This window comes from Streptomyces cavernicola (assembly GCF_029968035.1).
Classification (GTDB): Bacteria; Actinomycetota; Actinomycetes; order Streptomycetales; family Streptomycetaceae; genus Streptomyces; species Streptomyces cavernicola.
In genome coordinates, this window is the sequence record NZ_JASCIQ010000008.1 from 68,619 (window position 1) to 82,712 (window position 14,094).

A 14,094-nucleotide genomic window follows, 5' to 3' on the forward strand; every position below is an offset into this window, starting at 1 on the left:
ACGATGACGAGGTGAGCCTAGCTCATTGTTACCCCTATTCACAATGAGCCTTGTCCTGTTACGCTGCGTTCATGACCTCAGCGGCCTCGACCTCGCCCGACCCGGACGGCCTCCTCGCCGACCACCTCCTCCGCCTGGCGCGCAGACTGCACCGTGCGCAGAAGCGCCACCTCGAACCGGTCGGCCTGACCCCCGGCGAGTCCCGGCTGCTCCGCCTGGTCGCTCACCACGAGTCACCGCCTCGCATGGGCGACCTGGCCCAGGGCCTCGAGGTGGTGCCCCGCGCCGTGACGACGCTGGTCGACGGACTCGAGACGGCCGGCTGCGTGCGCCGGGCCCCCGACCCGGAGAACCGGCGCGTGACCCGCATCGAGCTGACCCCCGAGGGGCACAAGACCCTGCGGACGCTGCGCGACGCGCGCCGGGCCGCCGCAGAGGACATCCTGGCTCCATTGACCGCCGGTCAGCGCGAGGTGCTCGGCGGGCTGCTCACCACCCTGATCGAAGATCCGGGCGGGTGCGACAGACACGGCTGAGATTCACGGCCGAGGGAAAGCGGACGACGACGTCGAGGAGGCGCTCATGCCCCTGCTGGAGCCCAACGCGGACGCCCTGCGGCCCACGGTGCGCGAGCCCGTGCCGGCCCCGGACCGCGTGCCGGACCGGCAGGCCGGCGGCACCCCCGAGCCGCTCAGGAGCGACCTGATCGCCCTGCTCGGCTCTGACAAGGTGCTGCACAAGGTCTCCGACCTGGTGCGCTATGCCTCGGACGCCAGCCCCTACCGCTTCACCCCCCAGGTCGTGGTCGTCGCCGAGGACATCGACGACATCTCGACGGTCCTCTCGTACGCGCACGGAAAAAGCCGCGAGGTCGTCTTCCGAGCAGCCGGGACCAGTCTCAACGGGCAGGCGCAGGGCGAGGACATCCTCGTCGACGTGCGCCGGCACTGGGCGGGGATCGAGGTGCTCGACGACGGGGCGCGGGCCAGGATCGGTCCCGGCACGACCGTCGTGCGCGCCAACGCCACGCTCGCCCGGCACGGCCGGGTGCTCGGGCCCGACCCGGCGAGCGCGATCGCCTGCACGCTAGGCGGGGTCGTCGCCAACAACGCCTCGGGCATGACGGCCGGCACGACCCGCAACTCGTACCGCACGCTCGCCTCGCTGACGTTCGTGCTGCCGTCCGGGACAGTCGTCGACACCGCGGAGGCCGATGCGGACGAGCTGCTCGCGCACGCCGAACCCGCGCTCTGCGAAGGCCTGTCGGCGCTCAAGGCGGAGATCGAGGCGGACCCGGAACTCGTCGCCCGCATCCGCGCCAAGTACGAGATCAAGAACACCAACGGCTACCGCCTGGACGCGTTCCTCGACGGGGCGACGCCGGTGGAGATCCTGCGCGGCCTGATGGTCGGCTCCGAGGGCACGTTCGGGTTCATCGCGGAGACGGTCTTCGACACGCTGCCCCTCGACCGGCTCGTCTCCAGCGCCCTGCTGTTCTTCCCCTCGCTGCCCGCCGCCGCGGCCGCCGTGCCGAAGTTCAACGAGGCCGGCGCGCTCGCCGTGGAGCTGATGGACGGCAACACGCTGCGCGCCTCCGTGAGCGTCGCGGGCGTCCCCGCCGACTGGGCCGACCTGCCGAAGGACACCACGGCCCTGCTCGTGGAGTTCCGCGCACCCGACGAGGAGCGGCAACTCGCGTACGAGGAAAGGGCCGCCGAGGTCTTGGAAGGGCTCCAACTCGTCGCGCCGGTCGACTCGGTTACCAACGCGTTCACCCGGGACGCGAAGGCGATCGCCGGGTACTGGAAGGCGCGCAAGGCGTTCGTCACCGCCGTCGGCGGATCCCGCCCCTCCGGTACGACGCTGATCACCGAGGACTTCGCCGTGCCGCCCGCCAAGCTCGCCGACGCCTGCTCCGCGCTCCTCGACCTGCAGACGCGGCACGGCTTCGACGCGGCTGTCGCCGGGCACGCCGCCCACGGCAACCTGCACTTCCTGCTCGCCTTCGACGCGGGCAAGCCCGCGGACGTCGAGCGGTACGCGGCGTTCATGGACGAGTTCTGCACACTGACCGTGCAGCGGTTCGACGGCTCCCTGAAGGCCGAGCACGCCACCGGACGCAACATCGCACCGTTCCTGGAGCTGGAGTGGGGCGCCAAGGCCACCGAGCTGATGTGGCGTACCAAGCAAGTCATCGACCCGGACGGGGTGTTGGCGCCGCGTATCGTCCTGGACCGCGACCCGAAGGCCCATCTGCGCGGCCTCAAGACCATTCCGCAGGTCGAGGCGATCGCCGATCCGTGCATCGAGTGCGGCTTCTGCGAGCCGACCTGCCCCAGCCACGACGTGACGACCACACCGCGCCAACGCATCGTGCTGCGCCGCGAGATGATGCGGCAGTCCCCCGGCTCCCCGGTCGAGGACGGCCTGGTGGAGGCATACGGCTATGACGCCGTCGACACCTGCGCCGGCGACTCCACCTGCAAGCTGGCCTGCCCCGTCGGCATCGACACGGGCATGCTGATGAAGGACTTCCGGCACGCCCGGCACTCCCCGCGCGAGGAGCGGATCGCCGCGCTCGCCGCCCGCAACTTCAAGCTGGTCGAGGCCTCCGCGCGGCTCGCCGTGGCCGCCGCCGACAAGATCGGCGACCGGCTCCTGACGTCGGTGACACGCACCGCCCGCAGGGCCGTACACCCCGATCTGGTACCGGAGTGGCTCCCCGAGATCCCCGGCCCCGCCGCCCGCAGACTCCCCACCACGTCCCGCGTGGGCGCCGCCGCCGTCTACTACCCTGCGTGCGTCAACCGCATCTTCGGCGGCCCTGAGGAAGAACTCTCGCTCGCGCAGTCCGTGGTGGCCGTGTCCGCCCGCGCGGGCAAGCCGGTGTGGATCCCGGACGACGTGACCGGCACATGCTGCGCGACGATCTGGCACTCCAAGGGGTACGAGGCGGGCAACCGCGTGATGGCCAACCGCATCGTCGAGGCCGCCTGGGGCTGGACTGCCGGCGGACGCCTGCCACTCGTCGTCGACGCCTCGTCCTGCACGCTCGGCATCGCACACGAGGTCGTGCCGTATCTCTCCGACGACAACCGGGAGTTGCACGCGGAGCTGACCGTAGTCGACTCCCTCGTCTGGGCGGCCGAGGAACTCCTTCCGCACTTGACGGTTCTCCGCACGGTCGGTTCGGCCGTCGTGCACACGACGTGCTCGATGCGGCACCTCAGCGACGGCGACCAGCTGCGGCAACTCGCCGAGGCCTGCGCCGACGAGGTCGCCACCCCGGACGACGAGGCCTGCTGCGGCTTCGCCGGAGACCGCGGCATGCTCCACGAGGAACTCACCCGCGCAGCCACGGCCCGCGAGGCGGCCGAGGTCACGTCGCGCCCGTACGACGCGCATCTCTCGGCCAACCGGATGTGCGAGGTGGGCATGGACCATGCGACGGGGCGGAGCTACCACTCGGTGTTGATCGAGTTGGAGCGGGCTACTCGGCCTTGAGGGGTTGGGGGGTTGGGGGGTTGGGGGGTTGGGGGGTTGGGGGGGGAGGGGGTTAGGGGGCGAGGTGGGCTTGGGGGCTGGGGGCCTTCCGGGGGCACCGCAGTGAGTTCAGGGGGTAGGCGTTCGCGGGCTCCAGCCTCAACACAGCCCGGTCGCGGGCCTGTACGTGCCCTTTCGGCACTTCGACGTTCGGCAGAGCTCCCGCACGGCTGTTGACGTAGCGCTGCGCGACGGCGAGCGCTGAGCACGGCTCCGGTCGGCTCTGCCTGCGCCATGGCCGGTCGAGGCTGAGGCCGAGGTCGAGGCGAGTCTCTCCAACCAGCGGCTGAGGGTCGGCGGAATCAGGGAGTCCAAGTCTGCCCGCGAGAAGTCCAAATCCCCGTCCCTTTCGGTCCCTTGTGCACCAGGTGATCTTCCGGACAAGGTGGCGTCGCCGTTGCTTCACCCACGTACCACCGACGCGTACGGAGGTCCCATGCACGACGACAACTCCCCGCAGCAGTCCGAGGGTTCGGTCGGCGAGACGGCCGCGAGTCCCGGCCAGGACAGCTCCGGTGTGTCCCGTAGAGCCATGATGCGCAATGCCGGGATCGCCGGTGTGGGCCTGGGGCTCGCCGGGTTCACCGGGGGCGCCGCGCACGCGAACCCCGCTGCCGCGACCACGCCCGCACAGGCCACCGCGGCCGCCGAAGCCCCTCCCCGGCAGGGCGAGACCATGATCGGGGTGCCGTTCGAGAAGCGGTCGACGGTACGGGTCGGGATCATCGGACTCGGCAACCGCGGCGGCAGCATGATCGACCTCTTCCTCGCATTGCCGCAGGTCAGCGTTGTGGCGCTGTGCGATCCGGTCAAGGAGAAGACCGCGGCCGCCGCGAAGAAGGTCACCGACGCGGGCCAGCCCGCCCCGGCCACGTACACCAAGGGCGAGAGCGACTACGAGAACCTCTGCAAGCGCAGCGACCTGGACTTCGTGTACGTCGCGACGCCCTGGGACTTCCACTTCGAGATGGCCAAGACGGCGATGCTGAACGGCAAGCACGTCGGCGTGGAATGTCCCATCGCGCTCGAACTCGACCAGCTGTGGGAGCTGGTGGACCTCTCGGAGCGCACCCGCAAGCACTGCATGCAGCTGGAGAACTGCTGCTACGGCAAGAACGAGATGCGGGTCCTGCGCATGGCGCACGCCGGGCTCTTCGGTGAACTCCTGCACGGCGCGGGCGCGTACAACCATGACCTGCGCGGCCTGATGTTCGACCCGGACTACTACGAAGGTCCGTGGCGGCGGCTCTGGCACACGCGGCTGCTCGGCGACCTGTACCCGAACCACGGTTTCGGTCCGGTCTCCAACTACATGGACGTGAACCGCGGCGACCGCGTCACGCACATCTCCAGCTTCGGCACCCCGGCGCTCGGCCTCGCCGAGTACCGCAAGGCGAACATGCCGCCGGGCGACCCGAGTTGGAAGGAGACGTACATCGAGTCCGACCGCACGATCAGCCTCGTGCAGACGGAGAAGGGCCGCGTCATTCGGCTCGAGCACGATGTGTCGACACCCCACCCGTACTCGCGTATCAACAGCCTCGGCGGTACGAAGGGTGTCTTCGAGGACTACCCGTCGCGGATCTACCTGGAGCCCGGCCACACCGACGACAAGTGGCACGACTTCGCCGAGTTCGCCGACTGGGACCACTGGCTGTGGAAGGAGCACTCCAACCCGCCCGGCGGGCACGGCGGCATGGACTACATCATGGTGTTCCGCCTGATGCAGTGCATGCAGCTCGGTCTCGTACCGGACTTCGACGTGTACGACGCGGTGACCTGGACGGCTCCGGTGCCGCTGAGCCACGCCTCCATCAAGGCGAAGGGCGCGCCGCAGGCGATACCGGACTTCACACGCGGGCTGTGGAACAAGGCCCGTCCGGGGGTGGACTCGGAGAAGCCTGCAGGGTGAGCTGAGGCAGGGTTCGCGTGGTGTGGTCCGGCCCTCCTGCAGTAGAGCCGGACCACACCACGCCGGGCTCAACTCACTTTCGGCGCGGGGTCGTTGTCTGCGGCGGAGGTTGCGGCTATTCCGGTCCGTGTTCCGGTTCCGATCCCTGCTCCATCCCCTGTTCCTGTTCCGGCTGTGGACAGAGCGAGGGCTTCGGTCTTCGAGGACTTCGGCGCGCCCTCGTACTCCTCCCTCTCCTCCTCCTTCTCCTCCTCCGGGACGAACGCGATCTCGCCCGACAGCACCTTCTTCGCCTTGCCCCTGTCGAGCGCGCCCTCCCAACGGGACACCGCGAACACGGCCACACAGTTGCCGAGCAGGTTCACGGAGACCCGCATCGCGTCCATGATCCGGTCGACGCCGAGCAGCAGCGCGACGGCTCCGGCGGGGATGACGCCGAGCGCGGACGCGGTGGCCGAAAGCGCCAGAAACGCGGAACCGGGAACTCCGGCCATGCCCTTGCTCGTCAGCATCAACACCAGGACCACAGTGATCTGTTGACCGAGCGACAGGTCCACGCCCACGGCCTGAGCGATGAACAACGTGCCGATCGACAGGTAGATCGAGGCCCCGTCGAGGTTGAACGAATAGCCGGTGGGCAGCACGAGGCCCACGGCGTCGTCACGGCAGCCCGCCTGGCGGAGCTTCTGCATCATGCGCGGCATGACGGTCTCGCTGGACGCGGTGCCGAGCGCGAGCAGCAGCTCCTCGCGGGTGTAGCGGATGAACTTCCACAGGCTCAGCCCGGTGACCACCTTGAGCGCGACCCCGAGCAGGAGAAGGAAGATCAAGGCGACCGCGTAGCAGATGCCGATGAGCTTGCCGTACGTGGAGAGCGCGCCGAGGCCGTACTCCCCCACGAGGTGCGCGGTCGCGCCGAACACGGCGAGCGGGGCCAGCTTCATGATGAAGCCGACGACCGCGAAGACGACCTCCTGGGCCTGCTCGATGGCGGGCAGGATCGCGGGCACCTTGGTGTTGCCGAGGTGCAGCAGCGCCGCGCCCACCAGGCAGGCCAGGACGAGGACTTGGAGCAGGGAGTTCTCCGCGAACGCACCGACCGCGCTGTCCGGCAGCGAGTGCAGGATGAACTCCGAGGTGGACGGCAGCTCGCCGCCACCGGTCTTCTCGTCGACGGCGGACGCGTCGAGAGAAGCGGGGTCGACATTCATGCCGAAGCCGGGTCGCCCGAGGTTGCCGGCGACCAGCCCGACGACCAGGGCGATGGTGGTGGCGACCTCGAACCAGATCAGGGCCTTGAGCCCGATCCGGCCGAAGGCCTTGAGGTCACCGGCCTTGGTGATGCCGGCGACGACCACGCAGAACACGAGCGGGGCGATCATCGCCTTGATGAGCCGTACGAAGCCGTCGCCGAGCGGTTGGACGGCGGTGGCCACCTCGGGCCACAGGCGTCCGACGAGGACTCCGATCACAAGAGCGCAGGCGACCTGCGCGAACAATGAGGTACGCAACAAGCGTGCGACGCGTCGCGGTAGGGACGGTACGGACTGCGGCACGGGCACTCCTCCGAAGTTACTTCTGGTATACGGAAAGTAATTTCCGCGAAGCGCACTCTTGCTGACAGATGTCAGGGAAGAAAAGACGTCCGTGTCAGATCCGCGTAAAGATTGGATCTTGCTACAACGCCCGCCGGTGTGAGCACCCTTTTGTGGCGGCCTCGGTGGCGCGATCAGCCTTAGTGGCATGAATTGTCGCCCTGGCGATAGGTGTTGCGAATGCACTATCGGCCAGCGCTATCGGTCGGCACTGTCGGCCGGCTCTAAAGGTCCCGCGTATCTCAGGCCGCGCCGAGGTGACCCTTGTCGCCCATGACGATCACCGGGTGGGACTCGGGGTCCAGCTCCTGCAGCAGGTACTCCATCGCCGACTTGGACACGCTCACGCAGCCCGACGTGCCGCTGCCATGGTCGAGGTGCAGCCAGATGTAGCCGCCCTTGGACTGCCCCTGCGGTCGGCTCGGGTCGTTGGGCGGGGTACCCGGGACTCGGTTGTAGTCGATGGCGATCACATGGTCGAAGTCGTGCCAGTACGTCTTGGGCCAGGCACGGGACGCCTGAAAAGCGGGCGAGTGCGTGTACGGAAGGCGGGCGTCCGGCGCGGCGAGCACACCGCCCGCGTCGCTCAACGTGAACACCCCGACGGGGCTGCGCTTGTCGCCCTCCCGGTGATCGGCGGTCCAGCCCCGCTTGCCGTTGTGCGCGGGCCAACTGCGGGTGCGGTCCCAGGTTTTGCCGTGCTTCTCGTACAGGAACACCGTGGAGTCCGGCGAGTCCTCTCCCTCGCCCCGGACCACCAGGGCCTGGCGTGCCTGTTCGGGGATGCGGCTGTGCAGGGCGTTGCCGACGTCCGGGAGGCGTCGCAGGTTCTGGGTGCGCTGCTTCACACCGTTCGCGGCGTTCCCGGCCGAGCCACTGCCGGGCTTCCCGGGTGCCCCGTTCCCGTTCTTCGTTGATGCGGTGCCACCGGCTTTGCCGCCCGAACTCCCGCTCTCCGTCGCACCGCAGGACGTGAGGGCTGTCAGCGCGAGCAGCGTCGCGAGAGCCGTCCCGAAAACCGTCCGCCCCCTGAGCGTCCCCGATATGCGCATACGCCCCATCGTCGCACCCGGCACCACCAGCCCGGCCTGTACGGACCCCGCCGACAGGAGGAATGACCGGTTCTTTGCACGCAGACGGAAAACCGTTTGCCTCGGGTGCCGTTTCGGAGTCAGCCTTGCGAGGTTTCCCCCGATTCCTCAGCCTCACCCAGCACAGCAGGCGCTTACTCCAATTCTTCAACCCTCTCCCCTCTCCCCCGTCAACTCCTCGGCTCCTCAACCGCATTCAGCACCGCGGCTCCTCCGCAGCGCGCCGACCGACCTCTGGGACGTCATGCAGATCAGCGATCTTCCGTACGCCGACCCGGGTGTGCCCGACGCCCGCTCGGGCCCACGGTTCCTGTGGTGGCTCGGACGCAACCAACTGGGCGGCCAACTCAAGGCGCTCGCCTGGGGCCTGTTGCACTTCGTCGCCGTCATGACCCTGCCGTACGGGGTGGGTCTCGCCGTCCAGGCCGTCGTCGAGCGGTCCGGAACGCGTCTCGCCCTGGCCGGGGTCATGCTCGTCGTGTCCGGGATCGGCATCGCACTCGGCGACACCATGCTGCACCGCACCGCCGTCACCAACTGGATCACCGCCGCCGCCCGCGTACAGCAGCTCCTCGCCCGCAGGACCGCCCACTTGGGGTCGGCTCTGACGCGTCGGGTCGCCGCCGGCGAGGTGGTCGCGGTGTCGACGGGCGACGTGGAGAAGATCGGCTGGTTCGTGGAGGCCGTCTCCCGGTTCACGGCTGCGGCGCTGACGGTCGTCGTGGTGTGCGTGGGGCTCGTCGTGTACCAGCCCGACCTCGGGCTCGTCGTAGCCGTGGGCGTGCCACTCGTCGGCCTCGGCGTCCTGCCGTTGCTGCCGCGCGCCACCCGGCTCGCGGACGCCCAGCGCGAGAAGGCGGGCAAGGCCACCGAACTCGCCTCGGACACGGTCGCCGGACTGCGCGTGCTGCGTGGCATCGGCGGCGAGGAACTCTTCCTCGACCGCTACCGTCGCGCCTCCCAGGACGTGCGCCGCGCGGCCGTGCGCAGCGCGCGCATGTGGTCCCTCATCACCGCTGTACAAGTTCTGCTCCCTGGTCTGCTGCTCATCGCCGTGGTCTGGCACGGCCTCGGTCTGGTCCGGGACGGCCACGTCGCGGTCGGCGAACTCGTCACCGTCTACAGCGCGGTGATGCTTCTGGGCTATCCGCTTCGTCACTTCGAAGAGATCGCGATGGCGTACTCCTTCTCCCGCCCGTCGGCCAAGCGCGCGGCACGAGTTCTCTCGCTCCAGCGGGACTCTTCGGTGGGGGCGGAGGTCACGGATGGCTCGGGTGACTCAGGCGACTCAGCCGGCTCGGGTGACTCGGCTGGCTCGGGTGACTCGGCTGGCTCGGGCTCTGGGGAAAGTTCGGGTTCGGGGTCAACTTCGGGATCGGGATCAACTTCGGGATCGGGATCAACTTCGGGATCGGGTGTCGGCTCAGTCGGGGCTCCCGTCCGTGCGACCGGTGACCTCTACGACCCGGTGACCGGGCTGCTCGCCCCGGAGGGTCGTCTCACGGCCGTGGTCTGCGGCGACCCCGACGAGGCCGGCCGGCTCGCCGAACGGCTCGGCGGACACGCCCCGCTGGACACCCCCGTCCCTTCGGTGCGCCTCGGCGACACCCAGCTCGACGCCCTTCCCCTCGACGCCGCCCGCGCCGCCGTCCTCGTGCAGGACAAAGACCCGGTGCTGCTCTCCGGAACCCTGCGCGAGCTCCTCGACGTGCCCGCCTCCGGACAGGTCGCCGTGGCAGACGCCCTGGCCGCGGCCGAGTGCGCCGACGTGCTGGACGCCCTTGCGCAGAACTCGGTGGACGACGACCCGATGGAAGCGCCGATCACCGAACGCGGCCGGTCGCTCTCCGGCGGCCAGCGCCAACGCCTGGCCCTCGCCCGGTCCTTGGTGACCGACCCGGAGGTCCTCGTACTGGACGAGCCGACGTCCGCCGTGGACTCGCACACCGAGGCACGCATCGCGGACGGGCTGCGCGCCCTCCGTCGAGGCCGCACCACCGTCGTGTGCACGTCGTCCCCGCTGCTCCTGGACCGGGCCGAGCGTGTGGTGTTCGTCCACGAAGGCGAGGTCGCGGCGGTCGGCGTGCACCGCGAACTCGTCCACACCCAGCCCCGCTACCGCGCAGTCGTGACCCGGGAGACGGAACAGGAACAGCAGCACCGCACCGGCAACGGATCGGGCGGCCCGGACGGGTCCGGCGACAAGACCGCAGCCCGGGTCGGCACCACCGGCCTCGGCATCGAGATCGGCATCGAGGAGACAGCATGATCGGCCTGGCGCCGCCGGAGTACGACCCGGCGGCTCCCCGCACCACGGAGACGCTGCCGGTGGGCAGCCCCGCGACGGTACGGGCGTACGTGCGTGAACTGCTCGCTCGGCACCGCAAAGCCTTCGCTCTGCTGATCGGCGTCAACGCGGTCGCCGTGATCTCGTCCATGGTCGGTCCCACCCTCCTCGGTGATCTTGTGCAGGATGCCGCCGACGGTGCCCGCGACCTCCAACTGGGCCGTGCCGTCGCGCTGTTCGTGGTTGCGCTGGTCCTGCAGGCCGTCTTCATCCGCCTGGTGCGGCTGCGTGGTGCGACGCTGGGCGAGCAGATGCTGGCCGACCTTCGCGAGGACTTCCTGATCCGCTCCGTCGGCCTGCCGCCCGGTGTCCTGGAGCGGGCCGGCACCGGTGATCTGCTGTCCCGTATCACCACGGACATCGACCGGCTCGCCAACGCCATGCGCGAGGCGGTCCCGCAGGTGACCATCGGCGTCGTGTGGATCGGGCTGCTCCTCGGCGGTCTCGCCTTCACCTCTCCGCCGCTCGCGCTCGCGGTGCTCCTCGCGGTTCCCGCACTGGTCGTCGGCTGCCGCTGGTACTTCAAGCGCGCCCCGTCCGCGTATCGTTCGGAGGCCGCCGGGTACGCCGCCGTGGCCGCCGCCCTGACGGAGACCGTGGACGCGGGACGCACCGTGGAGGCCCACCGGCTCGGTGACCGGCGCGTCGCCCTGTCCGACCAGCGCGTCCAAGAATGGACTGCCTGGGAGCGCTACACCCTCTACCTCCGTTCCGTCCTCTTCCCCGTCATCAACGCCACGCACGTGACCGTCCTGACTTCGGTGCTGCTCGTGGGCGGCGTCTTCGTCCTGCAGGGCTGGATCGACGTCGGCCAGCTCACGACCGGCGCCTTGATCGCCCAGATGATGGTCGACCCCGTGAACCTGATCCTGCGCTGGTACGACGAGCTCCAGGTCGCCCAGGTCTCCCTGGCCCGACTCGTGGGGGTCCGCGAGATCGAACCGGGAGCGGGCGACACGTCCGTCGCCCCCGACGGGCGTGAGGTCACGGCGGACCGCGTCCACTTCGGATACCGCACGGGCGTGGACGTCCTGCACCAGGTGACCCTTTCCGTACAGCCCGGAAGCCGGGTCGCTCTGGTCGGGCCGTCCGGTGCGGGCAAGTCCACGCTCGGCCGTCTGCTCGCCGGCATCTACGGTCCCCGCACCGGTTCGGTCGCCCTCGGTGGCGCGGAGCTGTCCCTTATGCCCGCGGAACGGGTCCGCGAGCATGTCGCCCTGGTCAACCAGGAACACCACGTGTTCGTCGGTTCGCTGCGCGACAACCTGCTCCTCGCCCGGTCCGACGCCAAGGACGCCGAGCTGTGGGCAGCGCTCGGCGCGGTCGACGCCGACGCCTGGGCGCGGGCGCTCGACGACGCCCTCGACACCGAGGTCGGCTCGGGCGGCTTCACGCTCACCCCGGCTCAGGCCCAGCAGATCGCCCTGGCCCGGCTGGTGCTCGCCGATCCGCACACGCTGGTCCTGGACGAGGCGACCTCGCTGCTCGACCCGCGCGCCGCCCGGAACCTGGAGCGGTCCCTGGCGCGCGTGCTGGACGGCCGCACCGTGGTCGCCATTGCGCACCGTCTGCACACGGCACATGACGCCGACGTGATCGCGGTCGTCGAGCAGGGCCGGATCAGCGAGTTGGGCAGCCACGACGAACTCGTCGCCGCGGACGGCGCGTACGCCGCACTGTGGCGGTCCTGGCACGGGTGACCCACTCCGCGAAGAGGGCTGGAGGTGCTGCCGGCCGACGCCTGCCGGCGGCACTTCCGCTCACTGGGCGGCGTGGCTCAGCCGATGCCACCCGTGGCCCGGATGTTCTGCCCCGTGATCCATCTGCCATCGGGACCCACCAGAAAGCCCACCACATCGGCCACGTCCGACGGCTGGCCGAGTCTGCGGAGCGGGGTCATTGCCACGGCCATCTCGAGGTTCTCCGGCGAGTTGGTGCCTCGTAGGAGATCGGTGTCGGTGGCTCCGGGCGAGACCGTGTTCGCCGTGATGCCTCGGGGTCCGAGCTCCTGCGCCGCCACGGCGGTCAGCTGCTCGATCGCGCCCTTGCTGGCCGCGTACGGGGCGTTCTGCGGGGCCGGGCGGGCAGTGTTCAAAGTGGAGATGGTGATGATGCGGCCGCCGTCCCGCATATGCCGGGCCGCGTGGCGGATCGTGAGGAACGCGGCCTTGGCGTTGACGGTCATCGCCTGGTCGAAGACCTCCTCCTCGGTCTCCGCGAGGGGCGCGATCGAGAAGTTGAGCGCGGCGTTGTTCACCAGGATGTCGAGTCCGCCGAACCGTTCGTCGGCGAGCTCCATGAGGCGCTCCGGCGCTCCCGCAGCTGCCAGGTCGAGCTGCACGCCATGGACGCTTCCGCCGGCGTCTTCGACCGCTCGTACGACGTCTGCGGCCGCATCGGTGCTCTGCGCGTAGTTGAACACCACGCTCGCCCCGTCGCGCGCCAAGCGCTCCACGATCGCCCGGCCGATCCCGCGCGAACCCCCTGTGACAACCGCCGTCTTGCCCTTCAGCACTGCCATGACGCCCCCCGACTCGTGTGCGGTCTGTGCCCGTCGAACACACTCGAATCTACGCCTCGGATCGCCCGGAATCCGACGTTCCCACAGGGCAACTCATTCGCTGAGAGCAGAGCCGGGAGCGGTGTGAAACGAGGCCGGGCACTAACGCGCGAGCACTGATTGCAAGGCGCGACCGCCGGCTGCCTGATCAGACGATCGAGCGAAGTCTCACCCTGAGGTCAAGAGTGAGAGATCGTTCGGGCATCCCCGAGAATCACCTTCCCAGAAGCCTCCGAAGCCGCTAGATGAAGTTCAGCGCCGCCGCTCCACCCACGCCGCCCAACAGCATGAACACCGGCATCAGCACCTTCAGCTCCACCCAGCTGCCCGCGCGGAAACGCATCGCCTTCGGCGGCCCCATCGGGTACCAGCGCTTGCCCGCGATCGGGAGCGGCCACAGGATCGGGCAACCCGACACTGTAAGGGCGTCTCCGATGTCATGGACGAGCGCGCCCAGGACGATCGGCAGGCCCAGCCAGAGGTACTCCTGGTCGGCGCCGGTGAACAGCCAGTGCGAGCCGTTGCCCGGCTCGTCGAGCACACCCGCGAGGATCCACGCGCTCGTCGCACCGAGCAGCCACACCAGCACATCGCTCGACACCCGCGCGGCCCGCCACAGCAATCCCTCCACCGCGAGCACCAGGTGCACGAAAAGGATCGCCAGGACCGCCCAGCGCCCCCCGGTGACCGCGGCGACCGACGCGCCACCGCCGATCAGCACCGCCCACAGCCAGGTGTGCGTCAGCGTCCGGTGCCCGCCCGAGCGCCGCGGATCATGCCGCGACTTCGTCGCCTTGTAGACGGCGTACGAGAGTTTGTCCACGACTTCACACAAACCACGCGAAACCGGGCCAAAAGCGCGCGAGATCGTGGCCGACTTGTGGTCCAGGTCAGGGGCAAGGGCCGCGCCCGCACAGATCAGCGCGCCGACCACAAGGACCGGCCAGGGCATCGGGTGCCCAGCGGCAGCCGCCGCCGCTCCCACCCCCAGCCAGGCCGCCGCTCCCGACAGTGAGTGTGCTGGACCCATCATGGCCGTGCCCGCC

At 69.7% G+C, this 14,094-nt stretch carries 9 protein-coding genes; 5 read left to right on the forward strand and 4 right to left on the reverse strand.

The annotated features are described in order from the left end of the window. Positions 1 to 71 precede the first annotated feature (71 nt). The 3 genes from QIS96_RS09780 (at position 72) to QIS96_RS09790 (ending at position 5,455) form a co-directional block, all read left to right on the forward strand. Positions 72 to 536, forward strand: coding sequence for a MarR family winged helix-turn-helix transcriptional regulator (locus QIS96_RS09780; protein WP_282542065.1), 465 nt, complete (start codon positions 72 to 74; stop codon positions 534 to 536). A gap of 46 nt (positions 537 to 582) precedes the next feature. Further along, positions 583 to 3,504, forward strand: coding sequence for an FAD-binding and (Fe-S)-binding domain-containing protein (locus tag QIS96_RS09785; protein WP_282542066.1), 2,922 nt, complete (start codon positions 583 to 585; stop codon positions 3,502 to 3,504). Between the two features lie 571 nt (positions 3,505 to 4,075). Continuing rightward, positions 4,076 to 5,455: a Gfo/Idh/MocA family protein gene (locus tag QIS96_RS09790; protein WP_282542185.1), complete on the forward strand. Its 1,380-nt coding sequence runs from the start codon at positions 4,076 to 4,078 to the stop codon at positions 5,453 to 5,455. A gap of 68 nt (positions 5,456 to 5,523) precedes the next feature. Here QIS96_RS09790 and QIS96_RS09795 read toward each other — a convergent pair whose 3' ends face one another. Together QIS96_RS09795 and QIS96_RS09800 are read right to left on the reverse strand one after the other, a co-directional pair. Beyond that, positions 5,524 to 7,011 carry a cation:dicarboxylate symporter family transporter gene (locus QIS96_RS09795; RefSeq protein ID WP_282542067.1) on the reverse strand — a complete coding sequence of 496 codons (1,488 nt, stop codon included), beginning with the start codon at positions 7,009 to 7,011 and terminating at the stop codon, positions 5,524 to 5,526. Positions 7,012 to 7,292: 281 nt separating this feature from the next. Further along, the gene (locus tag QIS96_RS09800) at positions 7,293 to 8,102 is read right to left on the reverse strand and encodes a L,D-transpeptidase family protein (RefSeq protein WP_408907151.1); all 810 of its coding nucleotides are present in this window, start codon (positions 8,100 to 8,102) and stop codon (positions 7,293 to 7,295) included. Positions 8,103 to 8,385: 283 nt separating this feature from the next. Between QIS96_RS09800 and QIS96_RS09805 the strand changes: the two genes are divergently transcribed. Beyond that, positions 8,386 to 10,410: an ABC transporter transmembrane domain-containing protein gene (locus tag QIS96_RS09805; RefSeq protein WP_282542069.1), complete on the forward strand. Its 2,025-nt coding sequence runs from the start codon at positions 8,386 to 8,388 to the stop codon at positions 10,408 to 10,410. Continuing rightward, a complete protein-coding gene (locus QIS96_RS09810; protein ID WP_282542070.1) occupies positions 10,407 to 12,188 on the forward strand; it encodes an ABC transporter ATP-binding protein in 1,782 nt (593 codons plus the stop codon). Before QIS96_RS09805 ends, QIS96_RS09810 begins: the two co-directional genes overlap by 4 nt. Positions 12,189 to 12,265: 77 nt before the next feature. Here the strand turns inward: QIS96_RS09810 and QIS96_RS09815 are convergent, their stop codons facing one another. Both QIS96_RS09815 and QIS96_RS09820 read right to left on the reverse strand, forming a co-directional pair. Beyond that, positions 12,266 to 13,009 (reverse strand): SDR family oxidoreductase, encoded by a 744-nt coding sequence (locus QIS96_RS09815; RefSeq protein WP_282542071.1) that lies wholly within the window; start codon positions 13,007 to 13,009, stop codon positions 12,266 to 12,268. Positions 13,010 to 13,289: 280 nt separating this feature from the next. Next, positions 13,290 to 14,081 carry a metal-dependent hydrolase gene (locus QIS96_RS09820; protein ID WP_282542072.1) on the reverse strand — a complete coding sequence of 264 codons (792 nt, stop codon included), beginning with the start codon at positions 14,079 to 14,081 and terminating at the stop codon, positions 13,290 to 13,292. Between the last annotated feature and the right edge of the window lie 13 nt (positions 14,082 to 14,094).

Coding starts and splice junctions, on each gene's coding strand:
- QIS96_RS09810 (WP_282542070.1), top strand. CDS start 10,407: ATGATCGGCCTGGCGCCGCCGGAGTACGACCCGGCGGCTCCCCGCACC.
- QIS96_RS09780 (WP_282542065.1), top strand. CDS start 72: ATGACCTCAGCGGCCTCGACCTCGCCCGACCCGGACGGCCTCCTCGCC.
- QIS96_RS09785 (WP_282542066.1), top strand. CDS start 583: ATGCCCCTGCTGGAGCCCAACGCGGACGCCCTGCGGCCCACGGTGCGC.
- QIS96_RS09820 (WP_282542072.1), bottom strand. CDS start 14,081: ATGATGGGTCCAGCACACTCACTGTCGGGAGCGGCGGCCTGGCTGGGG.
- QIS96_RS09790 (WP_282542185.1), top strand. CDS start 4,076: ATGATGCGCAATGCCGGGATCGCCGGTGTGGGCCTGGGGCTCGCCGGG.
- QIS96_RS09815 (WP_282542071.1), bottom strand. CDS start 13,009: ATGGCAGTGCTGAAGGGCAAGACGGCGGTTGTCACAGGGGGTTCGCGC.
- QIS96_RS09805 (WP_282542069.1), top strand. CDS start 8,386: ATGCAGATCAGCGATCTTCCGTACGCCGACCCGGGTGTGCCCGACGCC.
- QIS96_RS09800 (WP_408907151.1), bottom strand. CDS start 8,102: ATGCGCATATCGGGGACGCTCAGGGGGCGGACGGTTTTCGGGACGGCT.